The sequence below is a fragment of the Rhodanobacter sp. sgz306013 genome (genome assembly GCF_057031145.1).
In genome coordinates this window covers 1067810-1087009 of the sequence record NZ_JBXCIJ010000001.1, presented here as the reverse complement: position 1 = coordinate 1087009, position 19200 = coordinate 1067810, and the positions used below count along the sequence as shown (strand labels likewise).

16 protein-coding genes are annotated in these 19200 nt (G+C 69.6%); 9 read left to right on the top strand and 7 right to left on the bottom strand.

All coding sequences use genetic code 11. From position 1 onward, the window contains the following. Positions 1–3 precede the first annotated feature (3 nt). Entirely contained in the window at positions 4–1209 is a 1206-nt protein-coding gene (locus AC2EWF_RS04885) for an efflux RND transporter periplasmic adaptor subunit (RefSeq protein WP_483638211.1), read from the top strand. 120 nt (positions 1210–1329) lie between these two features. Here the strand turns inward: AC2EWF_RS04885 and AC2EWF_RS04880 are convergent, their stop codons facing one another. Beyond that, positions 1330–1806 (bottom strand): hypothetical protein, encoded by a 477-nt coding sequence (locus AC2EWF_RS04880; protein ID WP_483638210.1) that lies wholly within the window; start codon positions 1804–1806, stop codon positions 1330–1332. Between the two features lie 274 nt (positions 1807–2080). Here AC2EWF_RS04880 and AC2EWF_RS04875 point away from each other — a divergent pair, with 274 nt between their 5' ends. Then, entirely contained in the window at positions 2081–3124 is a 1044-nt protein-coding gene (locus AC2EWF_RS04875) for a cytochrome-c peroxidase (RefSeq protein WP_483638209.1), read from the top strand. Between the two features lie 147 nt (positions 3125–3271). On the opposite strand, the gene AC2EWF_RS04870 is transcribed toward AC2EWF_RS04875, so the two are convergent. From AC2EWF_RS04870 to AC2EWF_RS04845, 6 genes are all read right to left on the bottom strand, one after another. Then, the gene (locus AC2EWF_RS04870; RefSeq protein ID WP_483638264.1) at positions 3272–6397 is read right to left on the bottom strand and encodes an error-prone DNA polymerase; all 3126 of its coding nucleotides are present in this window, start codon (positions 6395–6397) and stop codon (positions 3272–3274) included. After that, positions 6340–7767, bottom strand: coding sequence for a Y-family DNA polymerase (locus AC2EWF_RS04865; protein ID WP_483638208.1), 1428 nt, complete (start codon positions 7765–7767; stop codon positions 6340–6342). The genes AC2EWF_RS04870 and AC2EWF_RS04865 overlap by 58 nt, the downstream gene beginning before the upstream one ends. A 3-nt stretch (positions 7768–7770) precedes the next feature. After that, positions 7771–8385 carry a translesion DNA synthesis-associated protein ImuA gene (imuA, locus tag AC2EWF_RS04860; protein WP_483638207.1) on the bottom strand — a complete coding sequence of 205 codons (615 nt, stop codon included), beginning with the start codon at positions 8383–8385 and terminating at the stop codon, positions 7771–7773. Between the two features lies 1 nt (position 8386). Next, a complete protein-coding gene (gene lexA, locus AC2EWF_RS04855; protein WP_483638263.1) occupies positions 8387–8989 on the bottom strand; it encodes a transcriptional repressor LexA in 603 nt (200 codons plus the stop codon). A gap of 212 nt (positions 8990–9201) precedes the next feature. Then, the gene (locus tag AC2EWF_RS04850) at positions 9202–10578 is read right to left on the bottom strand and encodes a sigma-54-dependent transcriptional regulator (RefSeq protein ID WP_483638206.1); all 1377 of its coding nucleotides are present in this window, start codon (positions 10576–10578) and stop codon (positions 9202–9204) included. Further along, a complete protein-coding gene (locus tag AC2EWF_RS04845; RefSeq protein WP_483638205.1) occupies positions 10575–12347 on the bottom strand; it encodes an ATP-binding protein in 1773 nt (590 codons plus the stop codon). The genes AC2EWF_RS04850 and AC2EWF_RS04845 overlap by 4 nt, the downstream gene beginning before the upstream one ends. 247 nt (positions 12348–12594) lie before the next feature. Here AC2EWF_RS04845 and AC2EWF_RS04840 point away from each other — a divergent pair, with 247 nt between their 5' ends. The 7 genes from AC2EWF_RS04840 to asnB all read left to right on the top strand — a co-directional run bounded on the left by AC2EWF_RS04840 (position 12595) and on the right by asnB (position 19072). Beyond that, positions 12595–13704, top strand: a complete 1110-nt coding sequence (locus AC2EWF_RS04840) for a porin (protein WP_483638204.1) — start codon at positions 12595–12597, stop codon at positions 13702–13704. Positions 13705–14064: 360 nt separating this feature from the next. Then, positions 14065–14556: a type 2 periplasmic-binding domain-containing protein gene (locus tag AC2EWF_RS04835; RefSeq protein WP_483638203.1), complete on the top strand. Its 492-nt coding sequence runs from the start codon at positions 14065–14067 to the stop codon at positions 14554–14556. A 30-nt stretch (positions 14557–14586) separates the two neighbouring features. Further along, a complete protein-coding gene (locus AC2EWF_RS04830; RefSeq protein WP_483638202.1) occupies positions 14587–14958 on the top strand; it encodes a hypothetical protein in 372 nt (123 codons plus the stop codon). Then, positions 14955–15269: a lipid-A-disaccharide synthase N-terminal domain-containing protein gene (locus AC2EWF_RS04825; RefSeq protein WP_483638201.1), complete on the top strand. Its 315-nt coding sequence runs from the start codon at positions 14955–14957 to the stop codon at positions 15267–15269. The genes AC2EWF_RS04830 and AC2EWF_RS04825 overlap by 4 nt, the downstream gene beginning before the upstream one ends. Beyond that, positions 15263–15544 (top strand): lipid-A-disaccharide synthase N-terminal domain-containing protein, encoded by a 282-nt coding sequence (locus tag AC2EWF_RS04820; RefSeq protein WP_483638200.1) that lies wholly within the window; start codon positions 15263–15265, stop codon positions 15542–15544. The genes AC2EWF_RS04825 and AC2EWF_RS04820 overlap by 7 nt, the downstream gene beginning before the upstream one ends. Positions 15545–15561: 17 nt before the next feature. Next, a complete protein-coding gene (locus AC2EWF_RS04815) occupies positions 15562–17094 on the top strand; it encodes an ArnT family glycosyltransferase (RefSeq protein ID WP_483638199.1) in 1533 nt (510 codons plus the stop codon). 34 nt (positions 17095–17128) lie between these two features. Further along, on the top strand, positions 17129–19072 hold the full coding sequence (gene asnB, locus AC2EWF_RS04810) for an asparagine synthase (glutamine-hydrolyzing) (protein ID WP_483638198.1): 1944 nt from the start codon (positions 17129–17131) through the stop codon (positions 19070–19072). Positions 19073–19200 lie beyond the last annotated feature (128 nt).

Below are 19200 nucleotides of genomic sequence, written 5' to 3'. Positions count from 1 at the left end.
ACCATGAAGCTGCACCGCCGCCTCGCCTACGCCGCCGTCGCCCTTGCCGCCGCCGCGGTGGCGTGGTGGGCACTGCGGCCCGCGCCGCGCCCGCTGGACGTGGTGCGCGTGCAGCGCGGCGAACTGGTGCAGCGCTTCGAGGAAGAAGGCCGCACCGAACTGGCCCGCCGCTGGGTGGTAGCCGCCCCGGTCGCCGGCACCTTGCGCCGCATCGACCTGCTGCAGGGCGACCCGGTGCAGGCGGGCCAGCCGCTGGCGCAGATCGAGCCGGCACGCGCACAGTTGCTGGACCCGGCCAACCGCGCGCGCCTGCTGGCCGAGGAACAAGCGGCGCAGGCCGCCATGCAGGCCGCCCGCCAGCACCAGGCGGCAGCCGAGGCCGACGCCGGCCTGGCCGCGCGCGAGGTGGCGCGCATGCGCAGGCTCGGCGCCGCCGGCGCGGTCAGCGTGCAGGCGCTGGACAGCGCCGAGGCGCAGGTATCGCGCGCACAGGCCACGGCCGCGGCGGCGGCGGCCGACTACCGCGCCGCCGACCAGCAGCGCGCCGCGCTGGCGGCGCTGCTCGCCGGCCAGGGCCTGGCCGGTGGCCAGGTGGTGCCGGTGCTGGCGCCCATCGGCGGTGTGGTGCTGCACCGCTACCAGCAGAGCGCCACGCCGGTGCAGGCCGGCCAGGCGTTGCTGGAACTGGGCGACCTGGGTCAGCTGCAGGTGATGGTGCAGGCCTTGTCGCAGCAGGCCACCCTGCTGCGTCCCGGCTCGCCCGCCCAGGTGCTGCGCTGGGGCGGCGAGGGTGCCCTCCCCGCGCGCGTGGCGCGCATCGAGCCGGGCGGCTACACCAAGATCTCCGCGCTGGGGGTGGAGGAACAGCGCACCCAGGTGTGGCTGGACATTACGGCACCGCACGCGCAGTGGGCGCGGCTCGGCGACGGCTACCGGGTTGAGGTGACGTTCGACGTGGCGCGCAAGGCCAACGTGTTGAAGGCGCCGGCCAGCGCGCTGTTCCGCGAGGGTGCGCGCTGGGCGGTCTACCGGGTGGAAGGCGGCCGCCTGCGCCTGGTGCAGGTGGTGCCCGGCATGCAGGGTGGAACCGAAGTCGAGATCACCCGGGGACTGGCGGAGGGCGACCGCGTCGTGGCCTTTCCCGACGACCGCATGCGCGATGGACTGCGCGTGCAGCCGCTGGAACAAACCGCGACGCCGCAGCGCTGAGATCGTCCCCGTCCATCGAACCGGCTGCCCCATGCGGACGCCGGCCGCTACCGACGCGAATGCCGCCCGCCAGAGCATCCCTGCACCGGCCGCCTTGCTGGCGGCCGGTGCGTGGGAAGGCTACTGTCCCTGCCCTTGCGACTGCTGTTGCTGTTGCTGTTGTTGCTGCCGGATGCGCTGCTGCTGGATCTGCGGCGCCTGGTTCTGGTTGCGCTGCTGCATACGCTGCTGCATGCCGGCGCCGCCGCGGTTCTGGCGCGGCATGTCGGGCAGCGTCACGCCGCGCTGCTGGGCGCGCTTCTGCATCTCCTCGTGGTGCTGGCTGCGCAAGGCCTCGCGTTCCTGGACCGTCTTCAGGCTGCGCATCTTCATCCTGTATTCGGACCTTTCCGCGGGCGTCATCAATTGCCAGCCGTAGACCTGGTCGCGGTCGCGCAGGCGGTCCTGCTGGGTCATTCCCCGCATGGCGCCCGCCGGTGGCTGCGCCTGCCCGCGCTGCCCCTGTCCACCGGCGCCACGTCCCTGGTAGGCCAGGGCCGGCATGGCGCCGATCACCGCCAATCCCAGGCTCAAAACGAATACGTGTTGCATACGCATGGCGACTTCCTCCTGCACGTGTGGGTGCCAACGAACCGTCGCCCGATGGTCGACCAGCCAGACGCGCCCGCCTTGATCTCCGTCAAGCACCTCGATGGTCGCTGCACCCACCGCACGGGGACGGACCGTGCCCGATGGCTGGATGGTTGTTGACGCAGATCAACATGCCTGTCCCTCGAGGGCAAACCATGGGCATCGCCCGATGGCCCGGCTGCGGCCATCCCGTCTGAAGTAAGCAGGGAACTTTGCCAGGAGCGATTGAGGAGGCCTTCTTATGTTTCGTCGAGCGAAAACCTTGTTGCCCGCGGCGATGGTTTACCTGGCCTGTTCCGCGGCGTGGTCACAGTCGGCGCTGATGAAGCAGGCGCAGGGGCTGTTCAAGCCGCTGCCCGACACGCCGCCCTCGCTGCCCGGCAACCCGGCCACGTCGGCAAAGATCGAGCTCGGCAAGATGCTTTATTTCGATCCGCGGCTGTCCGAGAGCCATGCGATCAGCTGCAATTCCTGCCACATGATCGGCATGGGCGGCGTCGACCTGCAGCAGACCTCCCTCGGTCACCGCTGGCAGCACGGGGGCCGCAACGCGCCTACGGTCTACAACGCGGTTTTCGACGTTGCGCAATTCTGGGACGGCCGAGCCAGGGACCTGGAGCAGCAGGCGGGCGGCCCGCTGGTGAACCCGGTGGAGATGGACACCACCGAGTCACACGTGGTGGAGCAGCTCAAAGGCATACCGGGCTACGCTGCCTATTTCGCCAAGGCGTTTCCCGGTACCCATGACGCGATCACGTTCGACAACGTACGCAAGGCCATCGCGCTCTTCGAAGCGACGCTGATCACGCCAAACGCGCCCTTCGACCGCTACCTGAAGGGCAACGAAGGCGCGCTCGACGCCGACCAGAAGGCCGGCCTCGCCTTGTTCATCAACAAGGGGTGCGCGGCCTGCCACAGCGGCATCAACGTGGGCGGCCAGATGTATGCGCCGTTCGGCGTCGTTGAACGCCCGGGCGCCGACGTGCTGCCACCCGGAGACAAGGGGCGCTTCGCCGTCACCAAGACCGCCAGCGACGAGTACGTGTTCCGCGTTCCTTCCTTGCGCAACGTGACGCTCACCCCGCCGTATTTCCATTCCGGAAAGGTGTGGAGCCTGCATCAGGCCGTGGCAATCATGGGAAGCAGCCAGCTGGGTGCCAAGTTGAGCGACGACGACGTGGCAAAGATCGTCCGCTTCCTGGCGGCGCTTGACGGCGACCAGCCCAGGGTGACCTTGCCGATCCTTCCTCCGAGCGGAGCGGAAACGCCGCGTCCGCGTCCGTGACTTCATCTGCAGCAAAGGCTGCGGCGCCGAAGCCGGGCAATCACCGATCGGATGGCGTGGCCTGGGCGACCTCCTGGTCGCCCGCGTTCCTGCCTGCTGCCCGATGCAGGGGAGCGTGCGCTCGCCAGGACGCGTGATGCGGGTGCATCACCGGAAATCCCGGCTTCGCACATCCAGGCTGCTCAGCAACGGCGTCAGGTCGTGCAGGCGCCGGGCGATCAGGTGGCGCACGCCGCTCTCGGCTTCCAGCATGCCTTCCACCATCAGCAAGCGCGATTCCAGGAAGGGGCGGCGTTGCCGCTCGGCCAGCTGGCGCCAGACCACCACGTTGATCATGCCGTGTTCGTCCTCCAGCGTGACGAAGGTGACACCGCTGGCGGTTTGCGGGCGCTGGCGGCCGACCACCAGGCCGGCCGCGACGATGTGGCGCCCTGGTGGGATGTCCGCCAACTCCTTCGAACTGCGGCAGCGCCGCGCCCGCAGTTGCGCGCGCAGCAGGGCCATGGGGTGGCGCCCCAGCGTGGTGCCTAGCGTGGCGTAGTCCGCCTGGAGATCCTCGCCGAGACCAGGCAGCGGCAAGACCACTGGCTGCTCACGTGGTTGCGTGGCCGCACCAAACAGGGGACGTTGTTCCTCCACACCCGCCACCGCCCAACGCGCCCGATGCCGATGCCCGGCCAACCCGCGCAAGCTGCCGGCATCGGCCAGGCGCTCGCGTGCACGAGGGGCTAGCATGGCCCGCTCGCACAAGTCGTCGATGCCGACGAACGGCTTCGCCGCCCTAACCTGCTCGATGCGTCGTGCGTCGTCCTCGGCTAATCCGCGCACCATGCGCAGGCCCATGCGCAAGGCGTGGCCGCCGCGCCGGTCCGGTTCCAGCGTGCAGTCCCAGTCGCTGTGGCGCACGTCGGCCGGCAGCACCGCTACGCCATGGCGACGCACGTCCTGCAACAACTGGTCGGGGCTGTAGAAACCCATCGGCTGGCTGTTGATCAGCGCGCAGGTGAAGGCGGCCGGGTAATGACGCTTGAGCCAGCAGCTGGCGTAGGTGAGCAGCGCGAAGCTGGCCGCGTGCGATTCCGGGAAGCCGTAGCTGCCGAAGCCCTTGATCTGCTCGAAGATGCGCGCGGCGAAGTCGGCCGAGTAGCCTCGCTCCAGCATGCCCCGGGTCAGCTTGTCGCGGTGGTGCTCCAGGCCGCCATGGCGCTTCCACGCCGCCATCGAGCGGCGCAGGTCGTCCGACTCGCCCTCCGTGTAGCCGGCCGCCACCACCGCCAGTTGCATCACCTGTTCCTGGAACAGCGGCACGCCAAGCGTGCGCTCGAACACCTTGCGCAGCGCCTCCGAGGGATAGCTCACCGGCTCCTCGCCGGTGCGCCGGCGCAGGTAGGGGTGCACCATGTCGCCCTGGATCGGGCCCGGCCGCACGATCGCCACCTCGATCACCAGGTCGTAGAAGTTGCGCGGCCTGAGCCGCGGCAGCATCGCCATCTGCGCCCGTGACTCGATCTGGAACACGCCGACGGTGTCGGCCTTGGCGATCATGGTGTAGGTGTCGGGATCCTCCGGCGGGATGGTCGCCAGTGTCAGCGCCCGTCCATGGTGGCGCTCGACCAGGGCGAGGCAGCGACGCAAGGCGCTCAGCATGCCCAGCGCCAGGATGTCGACCTTGAGCAGGCCCACTGCATCGAGGTCGTCCTTGTCCCACTGCACCACGGTGCGGCCTTCCATGCTGGCGTTCTCCACCGGCACCAGCTCGTGCAGCGGCTGCTCGGAGATCACGAAGCCGCCCGGATGCTGCGACAGGTGGCGCGGAAAACCGATCAGTTGCGCGGTCAGCACCAGCACCCGGTGCAGCAGCGGGCTGTCCGGATCGAAGCCCTGCTCGCGCAGCTGCGAGGCGGGCGGCAGCGCATCGCTCCAGTGCCCGAAGCAGCGGGCCAGCGCATCCACCTGGTCGGGCGGCAGCCCCAGCACGCGGGCCACGTCGCGCACGGCACCGGTGCCGTGGTAGGTGCTGGCCACCGCGGTGATCGCCGCCCGATGGCGGCCGTAGCGCGCGAATACGTACTGGATGACTTCCTCGCGCCGCTCGTGCTCGAAATCGACGTCGATGTCGGGCGGCTCGTTGCGCTCCTTCGAGACGAAGCGCTCGAACAGCATGCCGATGCGGTCGGGATCGATCTCGGTGATGCCCAGCGCGTAGCAGACCACCGAGTTCGCGGCCGAGCCGCGTCCCTGGCAGAGGATGCCCCGGCTGCGGGCATGGCGCACGATGTCGTGCACGGTGAGGAAGTAGCTCTCGTAGCCGAGCTGGCCGATCAGCGCCAGCTCCTTCTCGACCAGGTGGCGCGCCTTCGCCGGGATGCCGCCCGGCCAGCGCCAGTGCAGGCCCCGTTCGGTCAATGCACGCAGCCACGAGGCCGGCGTCTGCCCGTCGGGTACCAGTTCGCGCGGATACCGGTAGCGCAGCTGGCCAAGATCGAACGTGCAGCGCCGGGCGATGCGCACGGACTCGGCGAGCAGCTCCGGCGGGTACAGTTCCGCGAGCGCGGCCAGCGGCCGCAGGTGGCGCTCGCCGTTGGGAAACAGCCGCGCGCCGGCCTCGGCCACGGTGACGTGATGCCGGATCGCCGTCATCACGTCCTGCAGTGCGCGGCGTCCGCGCGCATGCATGTGCACGTCGCCGGTGGCGACCAGCGGCAACTGCAGCGAGCGGCCCAGGGCCTGCAACCGTGCCAGCCGTGCCGCGTCGTCCGGGCCGCGGTGCAGTTCCGCGGCGATCCACAGCCGCTGCGGGAAGCACGCATGCAGCCACTCCCCTTCCCGTGCGTCGTCCGGATCGTCCGGCAGCCACAGCGCAAACAGGCCGTCGGTCGTGTCCGGAAAATCCTCCCGCAGCAGCCGGTAGGCGCCCTTGGCCGCGCGCCGGCGTGCTTCGGTGATGAGCCGGCACAGCACCCGGTAACCTTCGATGTGCTCCACCAGCAGCACCAGTTTCGGGCCACCGTCGATCCGCACCTCGCTGCCCACGACCAGTGGCAGACCCACCGCCTTCGCGGCCTGCCAGGCGCGCACGACGCCGGCCAGCGTGCATTCGTCGGTGATCGCCAGCGCCTCGTAGCCATGGTGCTGCGCGCGTTCGAACAGCTCGTGCGCGCTCGAAGCCCCGCGCTGGAAGCTGAAGTTCGACAGGCAGTGCAGCTCGGCGTAGCTCACGCGAACCAGCCGTGCAGCATGAAGCCGCCGCCGCCGACCGGCCGGAACACCCAGGCGCCCTGCCCGCTCGCCAGCCGCGCCAGATAGTAGTCGCGGCGCACGTCGCCGCCGTCCCACCAGCCACTCTCGATGCGCTCGGGACCGGCGAGGAGATGCGGGGCCGCCCCGCGCAGCGGGATCGGTTTCGCCAGCAGCCAGCCAGGGCGTGGGCCAGGTGCGACGCCAGCCGATGAGGCCTCGCGCCACGCCGGCGTGTCCAGCGGGCTGAGCGAGGCGCACTCGGGGCGATGGTCGGCATACTGCTGCACGCCGTGCACGGTGTCTTCGCCCAGGCGCGCGCGCAGCCGTTCACGCAGTTGCTCCCATGGCGTCGCCTGCTGCGGACGCGGGTCGAACAGCTCGCGATGCACCGGCGCGAACGGCGGCAGCTCGGCGGCGCCGAGCGCGATGGCGCGGACCGGCGCCGCCAGTTGCACTTGCTCCAGCCGGCCGCGGGCGAGTTCGAACAGCAGCGCCGCATCGCGCTCGGGCGTGAGCAGGCCCACCGGCACCCGGGCGCGGGCGCCGCGGTCGTGCTCCAGCAGCAGGTCGAAACGCTGCACGCCGCCGTCGCGCCCGGCCAGGAAGGCGGCGAGGTCCGCGATCAGCCGCTTCAGCGGGAACAGCAGCGCCTGGGACGATTCGGCTTCATGGCCGAGCTCGATCCGCAGGTCAAAACGATCGGGCGGGCGATAACTTTCCAGCGCCAGCTCGCGCTCGGCCAGCATCGCATCGAGGTGGCGCAGCACCTCGGCCGGAAACCGTCGCGCCAGGCCATCGCGCGGCAACGCCCACACCTGGCGCAGCGTGCGCAGGCCCATGCGCGCGAAAGCGGTGACCACGTCCGGCGCGAAGCCGGCGCGCTGGATCGGCAACTGCCCGAGCGCGCGCCGCATCGGCGCATCGCCTTCGATGGCCAGCCCGTCGTGCTGGTTGGCCAGCACGCGCGCGGCCACCGGGTTGGGCGCGGCGACGATGCGGTGCCGGAAACCGAGCGCCGCCAGCTCTTCGCGCAAGCGCGCCTCGAAGCGCGGCCAGGGCCCGAACAAGCCCAGGCTGCCCTGGATTTCCAGTATCAGCGCGTGCGGGAACTGCAGGCTGACCTGCGAGCTGTAGCCGTAGGCCCAGGCTGCAAGAAAACGGTGCCAGCGCCCCTCTTCCTCGGGTCGATAGGCATCCGTCGCGAAGCCACGGGCCAGCGCCTGCGCCGCGGTCAACGCCATGCCGCGACGCAGGCCCAGTGTCCGCGCCGCGGGATTGACCGCGTGGAGCATGCGTCGTTGCGCCGATCCGCCCACCAGCACGCGGGGCGCGTCCGGATCCGCGCAGCGGCGAAGCACGCCATCCAGCGCGAGGTGTGGCAACAGGATGCAGGCCCAGCGCACGGCTCATCCCGCCCGCGGGACCGGCTGCGCCGGCGCCGCCCCGCCGCGGCATTTGAGTACGCGCCATTGCGCCGGCGCGGCGTCGATGGCGATGCGCAGCGCGGCCGGCGAAGGATGCACGGCTGTGGCCAGCGGCCGCGTCGCGAACGCCAGCGTACGCCCCGACGCAGCCGCGACCTGCAGCCGCCGCAGCGCGCGGTCGTCGGCATCCAGCGGCCAGCACAGCACGGCACCACAGCTGCCCGAGCGCAGGCACTGCTCGGTCGCCCACAACGCATCGCGCGATGCCCCTGCGCGCACGACCTGCAAGCGGCTGAGATCCACCCCGGCCTGCCGCCACGCCGGCGCGAACGGCAGGTACGGCGGTGCGACCAGCACGATGCGCTCGCCCGCCTGCGACAGGCGCGCCAGGGTCGGCCACAGCAGTTGCAGCTCGCCGACACCGTCGGCCGGGATCAGCAACTCGCTGAGCGCGGCCTCGGGCCAGCCGCCGCTGGGCAGCACCGCGTCCAGGCCGGCATGGCCGGTAGGCTGCGCACCGGCGGGCGGCGCAGCCGGCCGGCCACGCCAGACCCGCTGCGGCTGCAGCAATGCATCGATCGCCACCACCGCGCCCATGTCACCCCCGGCGGACCAGGCCGCAGAACACGCCCTCGATGGCGAAGTCCTGGCCGCGCCGCACCTCGATCGGCGCATAGGCCGGGTTGCGTGGCAGCAGCCGGATCCCGCCCCTGCCGCGGGCCAGCCGCTTGATCGTCAGTTCGCCTTCGAGCCGGGCCACCACGAGCTGGCCGTCGCGGGCCTCGGGCGTGCGGCGCACGCCGACCAGGTCGCCGTCGAGGATGCCGTCCCCGATCATCGAATCGCCCTGCACGCGCAGGAGATAGTCCGGTCGCGTGGAGAACAGCCGCGCGTCGAGCGACAGCGTGTCGACCAGCCCGGCATCGGCGCCGATCGGCGGGCCGGCCGCCACCCGGCCCAGCACCGGCACCTGCAGCATCGCGGTGCGCGAACCGGACGGACGAATGCCACGCGCCTGCCCCGGCGCCACCTCGATCAATCCCGCCTCGGCCAGCGCCAGCACGTGCTTGCGGGCCGCCCCGCGCGAGGCCAGGCCGCCAGCCTCGGCAATCTCGGCGAGGGACGGCGGCTGCCCCTGCTCCGTCACCCGCTCGCGGATGAAGGTGAGGATGGCGGCGCGGCGTGAACTGAGGTCGGACATGGAGTACATTTGTACTCCAGTCGCCCCGGTTTGGCCAGACCTGCGATCACTTCGCCGGCCTCCGATCCCTGCTGGTGCGCCCAATAGCCGCTGGCGCAGGCATGCATGACCGTGGCGGCGGCACGGCGCCTGCGGAATCCTGGGGGGTCTGAGCGCTGCCATACGGCAACCACAGGGGGCGGGGCGCCACCCACCCGAGCATGCCGCCTCACCTACAGTCCGTAGCGCTTGAGCTTGTACCAGAGCGCACGCTCGCTGATTTCCAGCAGCCTGGCGGCGGCAGCCTTGTTGCCGTCGCTGCGTGCAAGCGCGGCGGCGACCAGCTGGCGCTCGAGCGTCTCGACCTGCTGTTTCATCGACAGCGGGACCGTTGCGCCGGCGCCGGATGCCGTCGTGGCTCCGGCGGATGCGATGGTCGAGGGCGCCCGCGAGACCTCTGCCGGAAAGTATCCCGGGCCAATCTCGTCGTCATGGCACAGGACCATGGCGCGTTCGATCAGGTTCTCCAGTTCGCGCACGTTGCCCGGCCACGCGTAACGCTCCAGGCACTGCAGCGCCTGCGCCGACAGCCGGGGCACCCGGCGACCGAGCTCGCGCGCGTATTTGTGCAGGAAATGTGCGGCCAGCAACGGTATGTCGCCGTGGCGGTCGCGCAGCAGCGGCACATCGACCCGCACGACATTGAGGCGGAAATAGAGGTCGCGGCGCAGCCGGCCTTCCTCGACTGCCTGTTGCGGATCACGGTTGGCAGCGGCCACCACGCGCAGGTCCACGGTGGTGGGCACGTTGCTGCCCAGCCGCTCGATGCTGCCGCCCTGGAGCACCCGCAGCAGCTTGGCCTGAAGCGGCGGCGGCATCTCCGTGATCTCGTCCAGGAACAGCGTGCCCCCGCTGGACAGCTCGCACTTGCCCATGCGGTCGGTCAGCGCGCCGGTGAAGGCGCCCTTGGCATGGCCGAACAGCTCGCTTTCCAGCAGGTCAGCGGGAATCGCCGCGCAATTGATCGGCACGAACAGGCCGCTGCGCCCGGAGGCCTGGTGCAGCGCACGCGCCACCAGTTCCTTGCCGGTGCCGGTTTCGCCGACGATGAGTACGCTGCTGCGCGTCGGCGCTACCTGCTGCAGCAGGCGGTACAGCGCCTGCATGCTGGCGCTGACACCGATGAATTCGCCCCATCCCCTCGAAAGCTCGTCCCGCAGAAAGCGGTTTTCGCGCTGTACCGCCTGCATCTCCAGCACGCGCGTCACCGCCAGCTCGAGGGTTTCCATCTCGAACGGGCGGATGATGTAGTCGGCGGCGCCAAGTTTCATCGCGCGCACTGCGGTCTCGATCGTGCCGTAGGCGGTCAGCACGATCACCGGCACTTCGTCGCCACGCGCGCGCAATGCCTTGAGAAGCTCGATGCCATCCATGCGCGGCATGCGCAAATCGGTCAGCACGAGGTCGCAGGCCTCGCGTTCGAGCAAGGCCAGCGCTTCCGCGCCCTCGCCTGCCTGCAGCACCTCATGCCCCATGTGGCTCAGCGACAACTCGAGGATGCGCCGCATCTTCGCCTCGTTGTCGACTACCAGGATCCGCTTCGCGTTCATCTGACCGCTGCCTTTTGCGTGCCGAAGCGCAGCACGAAGGCCGCACCACCCCAAATGCTCTCGCCTACCTCGATTTCGCCGCCGTGCACGTGGACGATCTGCTGCACGATGGTCAACCCCAGGCCGATGCCGCCTTCGCGCCGGCTGAAGAACGGATCGAAAATCCGCTGCCGCAGCTCTTCTGGCACACCGGGGCCGCTGTCCGCCACGACGATGCGCAGCTCCCTGGCGGTGCGTGCCGTGCTCACCACGATGCGCCCTCCGGCCGGCACGAAGGACAACGCGTTGAGCACGAGGTTCAGCAACACCTGCATCATCTGCTCGCGGTCGCAGTCGAACACCGCGCTCTCGTCCGGAAATTCCCTGCTCAACAGGACGCCGGCCTGTTCCGCACGCGAGCCGAGCAGGCTGATCACGCTGTCGATGATCGCCTGCAGGTCATGCGGCCGGAAATCCGGCGGAGTGGGTCGCGCGCACTCCAGCAGCATGGTCACCAGCCGGTTCAGGCGTTCGCTTTCGCTGAGGATGAAGCCGATCAGCTCGTGCTCTTTTTCGCCGAGATGCGGCTGCCGCTGCAGCAGTTGAGCCGAGCTGCGCAGGATCCCCATCGGCGTACGCACCTCGTGCGCCATGATCGCGGCCATCTCGCCGACGACCGCCAGCTTGCCCGCCCGCACGATCTGCTCGCGCGAGCGGTGCAGCGCCTCGATCATCTCCACGTAGGCGTGATGCAGCTCGCCGACTTCGGAGATCGTGCTCGGTGGCACCGCCGGCAGCGTGCTCTCGCCCTGGCGGAAGCGGCGTGCGAAATCGGTCAGCGCGACAATCGGCTGCGCGATGCGACCGGCCAGCCGCGAGGAGATCCACACGCCGGCCCCCAGGGTCAGCAACAGCACCGCCAGCATCGCCCACAGCAGGCGCCATATCGGACCGAACGAGACCGACGTGGGCTCGACCATCACGATGCGCCAGCCCAGTCCCGGGAACTGCTGGTAACCGCTGGAAGCGGCGACGCCGACCAGCAGCGTGCGATAGCCCAGCGCAGCGCCGCCGTGGATGTACGAGGTCGCGCCGGCATGCGGCAACACCCAGTCTCCCAGGCGCAGGTGCGGCAGGTCGAGCCGGCTGCGCAGGTTGCGCGAGGCGGCGATCGCATGGCCGTCGCGATCCAGCAGCAACAGGCCGCGTGGCCCGTCGCCGACGGCCTGGTCAAGCAGGCTCTGCACGGCGTTCCAGTCGAGCAGCACGTAGAGGTAGCCGATGTCGCCACTGCCGAAGGCGTTCGTGATCGGCGTGCGCAGCATGGCGACGCCGTCCTGCCGACCGTAGATCGGAGCGATCGCCACGTTGCCCAGCGTGGCACCGGGGATGGATCGCCAGACCGAAGCGGTCGGCGCCATGCGACCGATCAATGCGGGGTCGCTGGCGGCGACGATGCGACCGCCGTTGTCGGTACACAGCAGCGTCCGGTAAACCACCCCCTGCCCCACGTGCAGGTCGGACAGGGAATGCGAAAGGCGCTTGTCGACATCGTTGACGCGGATGTCCTGCATCACTTCGAGCCCGCGCCAGACGCGCATGTTCTCCACGTGCGAGAACATGAAGGTGTCGATGCGCTGCATCACCGTGCTGGCGCCGAACTGCAGGTTCGCCGCGATTTCCGACTGCAGCGCGCGCCGGAATTCAAAGAACGACAGCGCGCCGACCACCACCGTGGTGCCGAGCAGCATCCAGAACAGCAGGCGCGACAAGGCAGACCGGATGGTCACTGCACGGATCCATCGCCGGTGGCGGGTAGGTGCTTGGTCATGGAAGGCTCGCGGGCGGCCGCCCTTTCGACGCGCGAGTGTGGTCGAACCGGCACGCCGACGGCAAGCGCGGTTTTGCGCGAGGGCGGCGTCCTGACGCAGAATCCGCCGTGCTGTCGCGACGCATCCGCCCCCGGGCCGCGCCGGCACGACGCCGCATCACCCGCTGCGGCGGCCTTTCTTCACCTGTCCGGCCCGAGGCACTCTGATGAGTTGGCCCATCCCCTTCCCCCTTCCACGTTGCCGTGCGCTCGCGCTGCTGGCCGTCCTGCTCTGCCTGGCGGGAATCCCGCGTCCCGGCGCCGCGCAGGACCTCGGCTGGCAGCCGGTGCCGTACACGCTGGGCGAGGGCCTGTACTTCCCGCAACAGGGACTGCGTGTGGGCGGCTACGCCGACCTTCACTTCTACGACATCGAGAACCGGCGCCCCACCTACAGCTTCCGGGACATCAGCCTGTTCCTGACCAAGGACCTCGGCCCGCGCTGGCAGGCATTCGCCGAGCTGGACCTCGGCAACGCACTGGACATATCGGGGAGGCATGCCAGTTCCAGCAACTCCGAAGTCGACATCGAGCGCCTGTACCTGGATTACCACCTCGACCAGACGATCAACTTCCGCTTCGGCAAGTTCCTCACGCCGGTCGGGGAGTGGAACCTGGTGCACGCCGACCCGCTGACCTGGACCGTGTCGCGGCCGCTGACGACGTCGGCCGCGTTCGCCCGCCACGCCGCGGGCGCGATGATGTACGGCACCACGTCGTTGCACGGCGACGATCTCGATTACTGGCTGTATGTCGACGACAGCGCGCATCTGAATATCGGCCAGGACGAGGACAACGCCTACAATGCCTATGGCGCAGACAGAAGCCTCCGCAACGGTTTTCGTCAGGCCGTGGGTGCCAGGGTCTTCTACCACCTTCTCGGCGACCGCCTGGGCATCGGCCTGTCGCTGCTTGACTACCAATTGCAGCAACCCAGGCAGCAATACCGACTTGCGGGCGTCGACTTCAGCTGGTCGGGCCGTTACCTCGAGATGACCGGCGAGCTCATCCGCCGCCGCGGCGGCCCGCCCGGCCAGGCGGACGAACAAGGCGGCTTCATGGAGGTCGAGGTGCCGCTGTGGCAGCGCCTGTACGCGGTCGGCCGTTTCGAGCGCTACCGCAGCGCGGTGCCGGCGCAGGTCACCACGCTGCGCACGCTGGGTTTCAACTACCGGCCGGTTGCAGGCGTGGTGCTCAAGCTGGAACGCCGCGAAGGCAATCACAACCTGCAGCTCGCCCCCGCCGGCTGGCTGGCTTCGGTTGCGGTGCTGTTTTGAGAGCCTGTTCATGACCTCCACATGGCCCGCGTTGCTTTGCCGTGCCCGCCAGGTGGTGGCGCGTGGCGCAGCGCCTGCCTGGCTGGCAGGTCAAGCCGCGCGCTGCCGCATGGCGGCCACGGCAAGGCAACCCGAAGGGCCGGGTCTGTTTGCCCACATGCCTGCGTTATTACTCAGTCGTGGACGGACGTCCACTCGTCGCTCCTCCACGCGGAAAGAGCACATGGATGTGCTTGGCTTTAGGGAGCGAGGAAGGCCGAGTCCATCCATGGACTCTCCCCGCGTGCCTTCGTTCTTCCTTGGCCTGCGCGCAAACAGCTCCCGGCGCGGGTCATGCGGAGATCATCAACAGGCTCTTACATGACGGGGGTGCGCCGACGCCTGCTGCTCGTGCTGGCCGGGCTGATCGCTGCCGGCCACGGGGCCGCCGCGACGCCGCCGCGCATCGCGGTCATCACCGGCGGGTCCGCTCCTCGGCTTGAGCTGAGCCGGGAAACCTTGCGCAACATCTACCTAAAGAAGATCTTCGTCGACGGCGAAGGCCGCCGGCTGATCCCGGTCAACCTGCCGCCCGATTCGCCATTGCGCGAGGCGTTCACGCGCAGCTTGATCCGGATGCCGGACAGCCGGCTGCAGGACTACTGGAACCGCCAGTACTTCCAGGGTGTGAGCCCGCCCTACGTGCTGGCCTCGCAGCAGGCGGTGGTGCGCTTCGTGGCAACCACGCCGGGGGCGATCGGCTACGTCTCGACCTGCTTCCTCACCCCTGAAGTGCATGTCGCCTTGTGGCTGCCGTGGCCGCCCGGAAGCAATCCGCCGACAGACGCCTGCCCCGAATCGCCTGGGCACTGATACCGGCGAGGCCACGGATTCCTACCATTCGTGCAGACGATTCTTGCGCACTGCAAGGATCGAAGGCCTCCGATGTCGTTGCGGCAATGCTCTTTTTCTTTTGAAATCAGTGATTTTTATCATTGGCACGAATGTCGCTTAGGGAGGCTTGGTTACCAGCCGAGCCATGCGATGTCGTCCCGCTTCCCTGCCGCCGATGCCTCTCCCTGCATCCTCGAAGGTGTGCAGCCGCTGCTGGCCGAGTTGCGCGCGGAGATCCGCGCGCAGGATGCGACCGAGGTCCACCCCGGCTTTCCTGACAACTTGCTTGTGCGGACCATTGCGGCACTGCCTGGCGTGGTGGACCGCTCGCTGCACAAGGTGCTTGCGGAACACGCCCGCCACGCGGGAGACCCGGCATGAGTGCCGGGCCTGTCGACGCCCTGCTCGCGTCGCACGCGCCTGGCTGGCTGCTGGTCGGCGTGATCGGCCAGGTCGTGTTCACCTCGCGCTTCGTGCTGCAGTGGGTGTACAGCGAACGGCGCGGGTACAGCGCGATCCCGCTGGTGTTCTGGTACGCCAGCCTTGTCGGCGCGGCCCTGCTGCTCGGCTACGCGATCCACCTGCGCGACCCGGTGTTCATCGCCGGCCAGGGCGGCGGCCTGCTGATCTATCTGCGCAACCTGCAGTTGCGCCGGCGTGAGGCGCGCGCCGCCGGAGCAAGCCCGTGCTGACCCCGGCCGAAAGCCAGGCCTGCTGGATCGGCGCGGGCTTCCTCGCCCAGGGGCTGTTCGGTGCCCGCTTCCTGGTGCAGTGGCTGTACAGCGAGGCGCACGGACGCAGCCTGGTGCCGACGGTGTTCTGGTACCTCAGCGCGCTCGGCGGGACGATCCTGCTGAGCTACGCCATCCATCGCGGCGAGCCGGTCTTCATCGCCGGCGAAGCGACCACCCTGCTGATCTTCCTGCGCAACCTGCAACTGCTGTCCCGTCGCGGCAGTCGCCGCTGAACATACGGATGCCAAGCATGCCCGACAACAGCCAGCATCCCACGCAAGCCATCCGCCACGGCGTGCGGATCGTGGCGCGACGGTCATTGCTCGCGATCCTGGTGCTCGGCTTGCTGCTGGGTTTCGCCTTCCAGGGGACGCGCGGATTGTGGAGCCCGGACGAGGGCCGCTACGTCGGCGGCGCCGTGCAGATGCTCGACTCGGGCAATTGGCTGGCCCCGGCCTACAGCGCCGACCGGCTGAACTTCTCCAAGCCGCCGCTGACCTACTGGACGATCGCCGCCTCGCTCAAGGCCTTCGGCAGCAACGCCTGGGCCGCACGCGCGCCCTACGCGCTGGCTTTCGCCGCAACCTTGCTGCTGCTGTATGGCATGGGCCTCGTGCTGGTGCCGGAGCGGCCATGGCTGCCCGCGCTGATCTACGCCTGTGCGCCCTTCCCGTTCTTCACCGCGAACATCGTCAGTACCGACGTGTTCCTGGGCCTGTTCGAAGCGCTGGCCATGCTCGGCTTCCTGCGCGCGGCCTTCGGCAGCGGTCCCGCCTACGGGCGTCGCTGGATCCTGCTGATGTGGCTGGGCTTCGGCCTTGCCTTCCTGACCAAGGGACCGCCCGGCCTGATCCCGTTGCTGGCGATTCTGCCGTTCGTGCTGCGCCGTGACGGCTGGCGCGGGCTGGGCCGCCTGTTCCATCCGGCCGGGTTGATCGTCTTCCTGCTCGTCGGCAGCACCTGGTACGTGTTGGCGATGCAGCGCTATCCGTGGCTGCTGCATTACTTCCTGCACCGCGAGGTGTACGACCGCATGTTCACCGCGGTGCAACGGCGGCACCCGGGCCCCTTCGGCTGGTTCGTGGTCTATGCGCCGACACTGTTGCTGGGCTCGCTGCCATGGTGGCCGATGCTGCTGGGCCGCAAGGTGCGCACGGTGCTGGCCGCGGACTGGCGCGAGGCCCGTAACCGGCCTTACGGACCCGAACTTTTCCTGTTGCTGTGGTTGTTGTTGCCCTTGCTGGTGTTCTGCCTGGTGCAGTCGCGGCTGCCCTTGTACGTATTGCCGCTGTTCCAGCCGTTGTCCCTGCTGCTGGCCCTGGCCTTGCGCCGGCACGTCGCCTTGGATAGCACCGGCCAGCGGCTGGCCCTGGGCCTGTGGATCGTCGCTCTGCTGGCGATCAAGGCCGGCGCAGGATGGGTCGCGCATCCCGCCGCGGACAATCGCCTCGCTGCGCGTCAGCTCGCCGCCCAGGCGCAGGGCCGTGCCTACAGCTCAGTCGTGTTTGTCGAGAACACCGCCCTGGACTACGACATCGAGGAAAAGACGCCCTGGGGCCTGCGCCTCTACCTGGACAGGCCCATCTACGGCATGGCATGGAACCGGCCGCAGGCCGCCAGCGCATTGTGCGGCGTGCTGCGCCAGAACAGCCCCGCGCTGCTGGCGCTGGACCCGGCGATACCGCCCGCAGCGATCGAGACCGCGCTCAACCGGTGCGGGCTGCACGGTTCTGCGCGCATGGGCACGTGGCGCCGCGGCGCGCTGATCCTGGCCAGCGGCTGAGCCGCGTCACCGTAACCAAGGAGCACGCCTCATCATGTGTGGGATCTGCGGCATCGTGACCCGGAATGCAGACCAGCCGGCACCCGTGCTGGAAGGGCCGGTTCGCCGCATGCTCCAGCAGATGGCGCATCGTGGCCCGGACGGCAGCGCGCTGGCGACGCGCAACGGCATGGCGATGGCGGCGAACCGGCTGGCGATCCGCGGCGTGGACGAAGCGCAGCCGCCGCTGATCGAATACCCGGACGGCATCGTGGTCGCCTGCAACGGCGAGATCGACAACCATCGCGAATTGCGCCATTTCCTGGTCCAGTGCGGCCACGAGGTGCCGTTCAGCACCGACGTCGCGGTCATCGCGCCGCTGTATCAGGAAAAGGGCCTGGCCTTCGTGGAACACCTGCAGGGCGTGTTCGCGCTGGCGCTGTGGGATGCGCGCCGGCAACGGCTGATCCTGGCCCGTGACCGTGCCGGCGAACGCCACCTGTACTACACCGTGGCCGACCGCGCGGTGCTGTTCGCCTCGGAGCTGGCCGCGCTGGCGCAGGCCGCGGGCGCCGACGCGCAGCTCGACCGCACGGCGCTCGCCCACTTCCTGCAGTCTGGCTACTGCCCCGCGCCGCAGTGCCTGCTGGGCGGCTACCGCAAGCTGCAGCCGGGCGAAATGATCGTGTTCGAACAGGGCGAGACGCGCCACCGACGCTACTGGCGGTTCCCGCAGCGGGCCGCCACGGCCGCAGTGCCCACGCCGCCTTCCTTCGACCACGTGCTGCGCGAGGCGGTGCACCGGCAGAGCGAGATCGAGGTGCCCTTCGGCGTGCTGCTCAGCGGCGGACTGGATTCCGCGCTGATCGCCGCGGTGGCGCGCAGCCTGCGCCCGGCGCGGGAACTGCCGGCGTACTGCATCCGTTTCGCCGAGGCGTCCTTCGACGAAGGGCGCGACGCCGAACGCATCGCCGCCCGACTGGGCTGTCCCTTCGTGCCGGTGACGGTCACCGCGGACGACATCCCGCCGACGCTGCGCGAGCTGGTGGCGACGACCGGCGAACCGCTGGCCGACCCGGCCTGGCTGCCGCTGGCGCAAGTGACGCGCCGCGCCGCCAGGGACGTGCGCGTGCTGCTCGCCGGCGAGGGCGCGGACGAACTGTTCGGTGGTTATCCCACCTACCTCGGTACGCAGTTCGCCGGGCGCTACGCGCGACTGCCCGCGGGCCTGCGCGGCGTGCTGCGCCGCGCGATCGAACGCCTGCCCCCCAGCGACCGCAAGATCACGCTGTCCTATCTGCTCAAGCGCTTTGTCCGTGGCGAGGAACTGGACGGCCTGGCGCGGCACCGCTTGTGGATGTCGCACATCACGCCGGAATGGCTGCACCGGCTGGGCGTCGAGCCGCCGGCATGGGAGGCGGGGGCTGCCGCTGCCTTGCCGCTGCTCGACGCCGTGCAGCAGCACGATTTCGCCCAGGCCCTGCCGGAGGCGCTGCTGGCCAAGGCCGATCGCGGCGGCATGCTGCATGGCGTCGAGATCCGTGCCCCCTACCTGGATTCCACGGTGATCGAATTCGCTGCCGCGCTGCCCGAACAGGCTCGCGTGCACGGGCTGACGACCAAGGTCTTCCTCAAGGAATACGCGCGACTCTACCTGCCGCGCGCAGTGACGCACCGGCGCAAGCGCGGGCTTTCGGTGCCGCTGTCGGCCTGGCTGCGGGGGCCCCTGCACGATTGGGCGCAGTCGTGCCTCGCCGGCGGCGCACTGGCCGAAGCGGGCTTGAGCCAACGCGCGGCGCTGGAGTTGCTGGCCGAGCACCGTGCGCGCAAGGCCGATCACGCCCGCGCGGTATGGCTGCTGCTCGTGCTCAGCGAATGGCTGGAGTGGCGCGCTGCGAAAAACGGCGAATGGATGTCGCAAACCCCGCCGCAACAAGCCGTCGTCGCAGCAGCGGCGGATCGACGGGCGTCCGAAGCGAAAGTGAACCGCAGTGCCTGAAGTCTCTGCGCAGACAGGCAGGCAGCACGCACGAACCTCGTACTCAAGTTACTCACCGGGCATCGCCTCAATGCACCCAATCGCTCTGCCGCAAGCATCCACCCCGGCCCCCGCGCGACGCCGGGACC